Source organism: Longimicrobium sp. (assembly GCF_048594345.1).
GTDB lineage: Bacteria > Gemmatimonadota > Gemmatimonadetes > Longimicrobiales > Longimicrobiaceae > Longimicrobium.
The window spans coordinates 1-6016 of record NZ_JBMDXM010000075.1 but is presented as its reverse complement, the minus strand read 5'-3'; the positions used below and the strand labels follow the sequence as shown (position 1 = coordinate 6016).

5 protein-coding genes and 1 pseudogene are annotated in these 6016 nt (G+C 67.4%); 2 read left to right on the top strand and 4 right to left on the bottom strand.

Features of this window, described 5'->3' with window-relative positions; genetic code table 11:
- Nucleotides 1-48: 48 nt before the first annotated feature.
- The gene (locus tag ACOJUJ_RS08490; RefSeq protein ID WP_420126431.1) at nt 49-1044 is read right to left on the bottom strand and encodes a D-alanine--D-alanine ligase; all 996 of its coding nucleotides are present in this window, start codon (nt 1042-1044) and stop codon (nt 49-51) included.
- Nucleotides 1045-1531: 487 nt separating this feature from the next.
- On the opposite strand from ACOJUJ_RS08490, the gene ACOJUJ_RS08485 reads away from it, so the two are divergent.
- Nucleotides 1532-2485, top strand: a complete 954-nt coding sequence (locus ACOJUJ_RS08485) for a branched-chain amino acid transaminase (RefSeq protein WP_420126430.1) — start codon at nt 1532-1534, stop codon at nt 2483-2485.
- Between the two features lie 168 nt (nt 2486-2653).
- Here the strand turns inward: ACOJUJ_RS08485 and ACOJUJ_RS08480 are convergent, their stop codons facing one another.
- The 3 genes from ACOJUJ_RS08480 to ACOJUJ_RS08470 all read right to left on the bottom strand — a co-directional run bounded on the left by ACOJUJ_RS08480 (nt 2654) and on the right by ACOJUJ_RS08470 (nt 5652).
- Complete coding sequence (locus ACOJUJ_RS08480) at nt 2654-3040, bottom strand: hypothetical protein (RefSeq protein WP_420126429.1); 387 nt, start codon at nt 3038-3040, stop codon at nt 2654-2656.
- A gap of 339 nt (nt 3041-3379) precedes the next feature.
- Nucleotides 3380-5239 (bottom strand): excinuclease ABC subunit UvrC, encoded by a 1860-nt coding sequence (gene uvrC, locus ACOJUJ_RS08475; RefSeq protein ID WP_420126428.1) that lies wholly within the window; start codon nt 5237-5239, stop codon nt 3380-3382.
- A 134-nt stretch (nt 5240-5373) separates the two neighbouring features.
- Entirely contained in the window at nt 5374-5652 is a 279-nt protein-coding gene (locus ACOJUJ_RS08470; protein WP_420126427.1) for a hypothetical protein, read from the bottom strand.
- A gap of 56 nt (nt 5653-5708) precedes the next feature.
- On the opposite strand from ACOJUJ_RS08470, the pseudogene ACOJUJ_RS08465 reads away from it, so the two are divergent.
- Nucleotides 5709-6016, top strand: a pseudogene (locus ACOJUJ_RS08465) (hypothetical protein); the annotation flags it as partial.

The window sequence follows — 6016 nt, the reverse complement described above, 5'->3', positions numbered from 1 at the left end:
CGCGCCTCCTCATCTACACCGGTCCCGCCACTCCGGTCCGCGCAGCCGTCAGCGCACCGCCAGCCGCGCAATGCGGTCGCACAGCTCGGGAAAGTCGATCCCCACGGCCGCCGCGCCCTTGGGTAGCAGGCTGGTGGCCGTCATCCCCGGCAGGGTGTTGGCCTCCAGGCAGAACAGCTGCTCCTTGGCCAGGATGAAGTCGATGCGGGCGTATCCGCGCAGCTTGAGCACCTTGAACGCGCGCAGCGCGTACGCCTGCACCTGCGCCATCACCTCCTCCTCCAGCGGCGCGGGGCACAGGTACTCCGTCATCCCCGGCGTGTACTTGCTCTCGTAGTCGTAGATCCCCTTCTTGGGGCGGATCTCCACGGCCGGGAACGCCTGATCTCCCAGGATGCCGACGGTCAGCTCGCGCCCCTTGGCGAAGCGCTCGATCATCACCTCGGTGTCGTACTGCGCCGAGTCGCGCACAGCCGCCTCCAGCTCGCTGGCCTCGGAGACGATGTGGATGCCCACGCTGGAGCCCTGCCGCGACGGCTTTACCACGCACGGCAGCCCCACCAGGTCCTCGATGATGTCGGGGTCGTAGGTGAACTCCGGCGCCCGCGCCACCCGCCAGGGAAGCGTGGGCACCTGGGCGTCGCGCAGCAGGCGCTTGGTGACGTCCTTGTCCATCGCGATCCCCGAGCCCAGCGGCCCCGTCCCCGTGTAGGGAATGCCGACCAGCTCCAGCAGCGCCTGGATGGTGCCGTCCTCGCCGTCGCCTCCGTGCAGGGCCAGAAAGGCCAGTTCCGCGCCGCGCAGCTCCTTGACCTGCGCCAGGTCGATCAGCGGCAGCGCGTTCTCCAGGCTTTCCGGCGGGGCGCTCTTCACCCCGCCGGGAAGCAGGTCGCTTTCCTCGTCCTGAGGGACGTAGCCGGCGGCCGTGTCCACCGTCCACACTTCGTGCCCGCGCTCGCGCAGCGCCTTGACGATCGCCAGTCCCGACGCCAGCGACACTTCCCGCTCCGCACTCGTCCCGCCCATCAGTACGGCGATCTTCATCCACCCATCTCCCGGTTCGTCATTCGTCTGGATCTTCGGCTCGACGGGGTGCGCACCGCACGAAGCGTACGCGGGCAAACGGGTCAGGATGGCAGGTTCTGACCAGCGGGTGCATCTGCGACCGCGCGGCGTGCGAGTGTCTGGCCACGAGCCGCTTGGCCGGACTCTCGATGGGCGGTTGAAACCGCGACTGGAAAGTCACAAAGTCCGCCTGCGCGGACTCGGCGGCCCAGGTGTGTGCGGCCTCCCAAGCACTTGGGCGTCCGCTGCCGACGTTCCGCGATTGGAGTGCCCCGACGCTCCGAATCCGCACATCCCGCAGTTGAAGCCTCGCGCAGTTCGCGAGGCTTTCCGCCGTGGTTGCGGCGGCTTCAGCCGCTCCCGCAGGCTCACGGCGCCGCATGGACTGGCCCCGCAGACTCATACAACGCATGTTGTCGCACCTCTGGAGCGCGGGGAGCACACTTTACAAGCTGAGCTGAATCTGATGGTCACGCACAACATGCCCCAGACCGACTGGATCTGGAAGGACGGGGAGTGGATCCGCTGGCAGGACGCCACCGTGCACGTCCTTGTCCACTCAATCCAGTTCGGCTCGTCGCTGTTCGAGGGCGTTCGCTGCTACGATACGCCGGACGGCCCCGCCATCTTCCGGCTGGACGCGCACCTGCGCCGCCTGCGCGACTCGTCCAAGATCTACCGCATGGAGATCGGCGACCGCATCCCCGAGATCGCCGAGGCGTGCGGCGAGATCGTGGCGCGCAACGGGCTGCGCGAGTGCTACATCCGGCCCATGGTGGTGCGCGGCTACGGCTCGGCCGGCCTGTCCCCCGTCGGCAGCACGCTGGACGTGTACATCGCGTGCTGGCCCTGGGGCACGTACCTGGGCGAGGGCGCGCTGGAGAACGGCGTGGACGTGAAGGTGTCCAGCTGGCAGCGGCAGGAGCCCAACACCTTTCCGTCGGGCGCCAAGGCCGCCGGCAACTACCTCAACTCGCAGCTGGGGCGGCTGGAGGCCATCGAGGACGGCTACGCCGACGCCATCGCGCTGGGGCCGGGCGGGCTGGTGAGCGAGGGGACGGGGCAGAACGTATTCCTGGTCCGCGACGGCATCCTGATCACGCCGGCGCTGGACGGCACCAACCTGATCGGCATCACCCGCGACAGCATCCTGCGCATCGCCGCGGACCTGGGCATTCCCACACGCGAGCAGGCGGTGCCGCGCGAGTGGCTGTACACGGCCGACGAGCTGTTCTTTACCGGCACGGCCAGCGAGGTCACCCCCATCCGCAGCGTGGACCGCATCACGGTGGGTGAGGGCAAGATGGGCCCCTTGACGCGCCAGCTTCAGCAGCGCTACCTGGACATCGCCCGCGGTCGCGCGGCGGACACGCACGGCTGGCTCACACGCGTGCCGGAGTTGGCGGGAGTCGGCGGCTGAAGGCGCACCGCTCATCGTACCTGGCGGGGATCCCGTAAGACTCAGCCCCCGCAACGGGATGAGCGGGTAAACCCGCTGCTGGGAAAGCGAGAAGCCCCGTCCCAACGACGCTGACGCGACGTTGGGACGGGGCTTCAACTTCTCGCGCAGGTAAAGTCCGGGTTGACTCTAGCGGCCGACGGGCAGCAGACGGCCTGCGCCTCCGGGCAATCCGTCCGCTGACGGGGGGAGCGCCGCGTGGGTGGCCTCGCCGTCGTTCAGGATCGTGTGCATCGCCTGCCGGGCCGCATCACGCGCGACGGCGTGAAGGGCGCTCTCGCTGAGCGCGTCCAGACGCGCATCGAGGGCTTTGATCTGGCTGGACAGCTCCGCGCGTTCCCGAACGTGGTCGAGCTGCATCTGCTGCATCCGCTCGTCCATCCGCTGAATCGCCGTCCTGGCCTCCGCGATGTCGGTGGTCGTCTCCCGGCTCAGGCTCTCGAACCTGACCGTCGTGGTCACGATTTCCTTATACAGGTCCGCGACGCGTTGGCCCAGCTCGGTGAGGCCGCTCATCGGTACTCACGTCAGAGGTTGTTGTGGGAGACGAATATCCCACGGTACGCGCCCAATCCCGAAAGGCGGTCATCTGGGCAAGATAGTCATCCATCGACCTGTTCAACCGGTCGTTGGTGGCCTGCACCTCGTCGAGCAGAGACTCGATCATCACCATTTGCTCACCCTCGGAAAGGGGTGGACCACCAGGACCAGCAGCGTTCACGACGCCTCTCAAAGTAGAACAGAGTGAACGGCGCGTCAAGACCCCGACGGCCCCTAAGGCGTGCTCCGCAACCGGAGCGAACCGTCACGCAGATCCCCCTCCCGCTGCCCGGCCTTGCGGGAGAGGATGCGAGCCTACGCGAGCGGGTGAGGGTCCGCCGGGGCCAGTGCCTCCTTGACCTTGCGCGCGATCGACGCGCCGAAGCCGGGGAGCGCCGCGATCTCCGCCTCAGAGGCCGCCATCACGCCGCGCATGGAGCCGAACTTGGCCAGCAGCGCCTTTTGCCGTGACGGGCCCACGCCGGGGATGGTAGAAAGCTCCGAGCGGATCGTCCGCTTTGTGCGCAGCTTGCGGTTGTAGGTGATGGCAAAGCGGTGCGCCTCGTCGCGCAGGCGCTGCAGCAGGCGCAGGGCGTGGCTGCGGCGCGGCAGGCGAATGCTGTCCGAGCGGCGGGGGAGAAAGATCTCCTCCTCCTTCTTGGCCAGGCCGATCACCGCCTGCTGCGGAAAGTCCAGCGCTTCCAGCGCCTTGAGCGCCGCGCCCAGCTGTCCCTTGCCACCGTCGATCACCGCCAGGTCCGGCAGCGGCTTGCCCTCTTCCACGCGTCGGCTGAACCAGCGCGTCACCGCCTCGTGCATGGACGCAAAGTCGTCGTTTCCCCAGTCGCCGCGAATCTTCATCTTGCGGTACTCGCCCTTGGCGGGCGCGCCGTTCTCAAAGAACACGGCCGAGGCCACCACCTCCGTCCCCTGCGTGTGCGAGATGTCGAAGCACACCATGGTGCGCGGCACCAGCGGCAGCTCCAGCACCTCCTGAAGCTCGTACAGCGCGTCGGGTGCGCGCTCGGCCGCGACGTTGCCCATCAGCTTGCGCTCTTCCAGCAGGTGCCGGGCGTTCTGGTCCGCCAGGCCGACCAGCTGCACCTTTTCGCCGCGCTGGGGCACGTGCAGGCGCACCGCGCGCCGGGCCTGCGCGCGCAGCAGCTCTTCCAGCACCGGGCGGTCCTCGAAGTCCATCCCGAAGAACACCTCCGGCGGCATGGACTCCGGGTCGCGCGACAGACGGTCCGCGTACACGCGCGTGGCGAACGTCGACAGTGCCTCGGCGTCGCCCTCTTCCTCCAGGTTGGTGAGGAACTGCGCCTCGCGCCCCAGCAGCTTCCCTTCCCTGATCTGCAGCACCACGCCGCACGCCTCCGCCCCGTCGCGCGCAAAGCCGACGATGTCGCGGTCGCTGCCGGACACGTCCATGATCTGCTGCCGGCTTTCGAGCGACTCCAGCTGGCGGATGGAGTCGCGCAGCTCGCCGGCGCGCTCGAAGTTCATCTCCTCCGCCGCCTTCTGCATCTCTTCGCGCAGCCGGCGCGCGACCAGCCGCGTGTGCCCGCCCAGCACTTCGGTAATCTCCTCAATCATCCCCCGGTACTCGTCGGGCGTCTGGAACGCCACGCATGGCGCCTTGCAGCGGCCGATGTGGTAGTCCAGACACGGCCGCGCCGGCACTTCCTTGGGCAGGTTGTAGTGGCAGCTGCGCACGGTGTACAGCTTTTTCACCACCTCCAGCGACTGCCGCATCCGCCGCACGTCCGTGTACGGACCAAAGTAGCGGCTGCCGTCCTTGCGCAGGCTGCGGGTAACGTAGACGCGGGGGAACGGCTCGCTGGTGACCTTGATGTAGGGATACGTCTTGTCGTCGCGCAGGTTGATGTTGAAGCGCGGACGATTCTCCTTGATCAGGTTGTTCTCGAGGATGAGCGCCTCGGCCTCGCTGCGCACCACGATGGTGTCGAAGTCCGTCACGCGCCGCACCATCTCGCGCGTCTTGATGCCGTGCTGCGCCCCGCCCTGAAAGTACGAGCGAACGCGCGAGCGCAGGCTTTTGGCCTTGCCCACGTAGATGATCACGCCCTCGGCGTCCTTCATCAGGTACACGCCGGGCTGGGTCGTGAGGGTGCGGAGCTTTGCGTCGAGGGTGCTGAACGCTTCGGTGGACATCAACGCGCACGGTGCAGACGATCGGAATCAACAGGATGGAATGATACACCATCCGCGCAATTCCGGTCACCTGCGTGCCAAAGAGGTCAGCCCACGAATCCGGTTGATGTGAATCGCGCCATCTACCTGATGAATCAAGCAGATGCAGCGGATTCCGGAGGTGCGGATCGGTCGGATGAGGAAGTAAACTCGTTCGATGTGGACGGCTGCAGCGCTCCTCTGGCGACCGCCTCGACATCCACCCGGCGCATCGCGGACACCGCCGCCTCCCAGCGACCCTCCGCGCACAGGCCCTGGATGCCGGCATCCTCGTACGCCGCCTCCGCCGCGTCGATCAGGGCGCGGCGGATGGCGTCGGCGGGGGCAGCCGCGGGGTTCGCGGTTTCGTCGGGCATGGTGTGGCGGTCCAGCATCTTCCTCGGCGATTGAAATCGCGGCTGGAAAATCACAAGGTCCACCTGCGTGGACCGTGTTTTCCGCCGACGTTCATCCCTCCCCCGAACAATGGAAACGGGCGGTGGTGCGGCGAACCTGCCGACGTGCGCCGCACCCAATCCGCGAAGGCGGATTTCGTGAACTTCCAGCCGCGGTTTTAACCGCCGACGTGATGCCGGACCGCCGCGCCATCATCTCTGACGCGCCGTTCACCCGTTCACCCGTTCACCCGTTCACCCGTTCACCCGTTCACCCGTTCACCCGTTCACCCGTTCACCCGTTCACCCGTTCACCCGTTCACCCGTTCACCCGTTCACCCGTTCACCCGTTCACCCGTTCACC

What these genes read in the sequence shown, in the direction of transcription:
- ACOJUJ_RS08490 (WP_420126431.1), bottom strand. Translation starts at nt 1,044, where the DNA reads ATGAAGATCGCCGTACTGATGGGCGGGACGAGTGCGGAGCGGGAAGTG.
- ACOJUJ_RS08485 (WP_420126430.1), top strand. Translation starts at nt 1,532, where the DNA reads ATGGTCACGCACAACATGCCCCAGACCGACTGGATCTGGAAGGACGGG.
- ACOJUJ_RS08480 (WP_420126429.1), bottom strand. Translation starts at nt 3,040, where the DNA reads ATGAGCGGCCTCACCGAGCTGGGCCAACGCGTCGCGGACCTGTATAAG.
- uvrC (WP_420126428.1), bottom strand. Translation starts at nt 5,239, where the DNA reads ATGTCCACCGAAGCGTTCAGCACCCTCGACGCAAAGCTCCGCACCCTC.
- ACOJUJ_RS08470 (WP_420126427.1), bottom strand. Translation starts at nt 5,652, where the DNA reads ATGCTGGACCGCCACACCATGCCCGACGAAACCGCGAACCCCGCGGCT.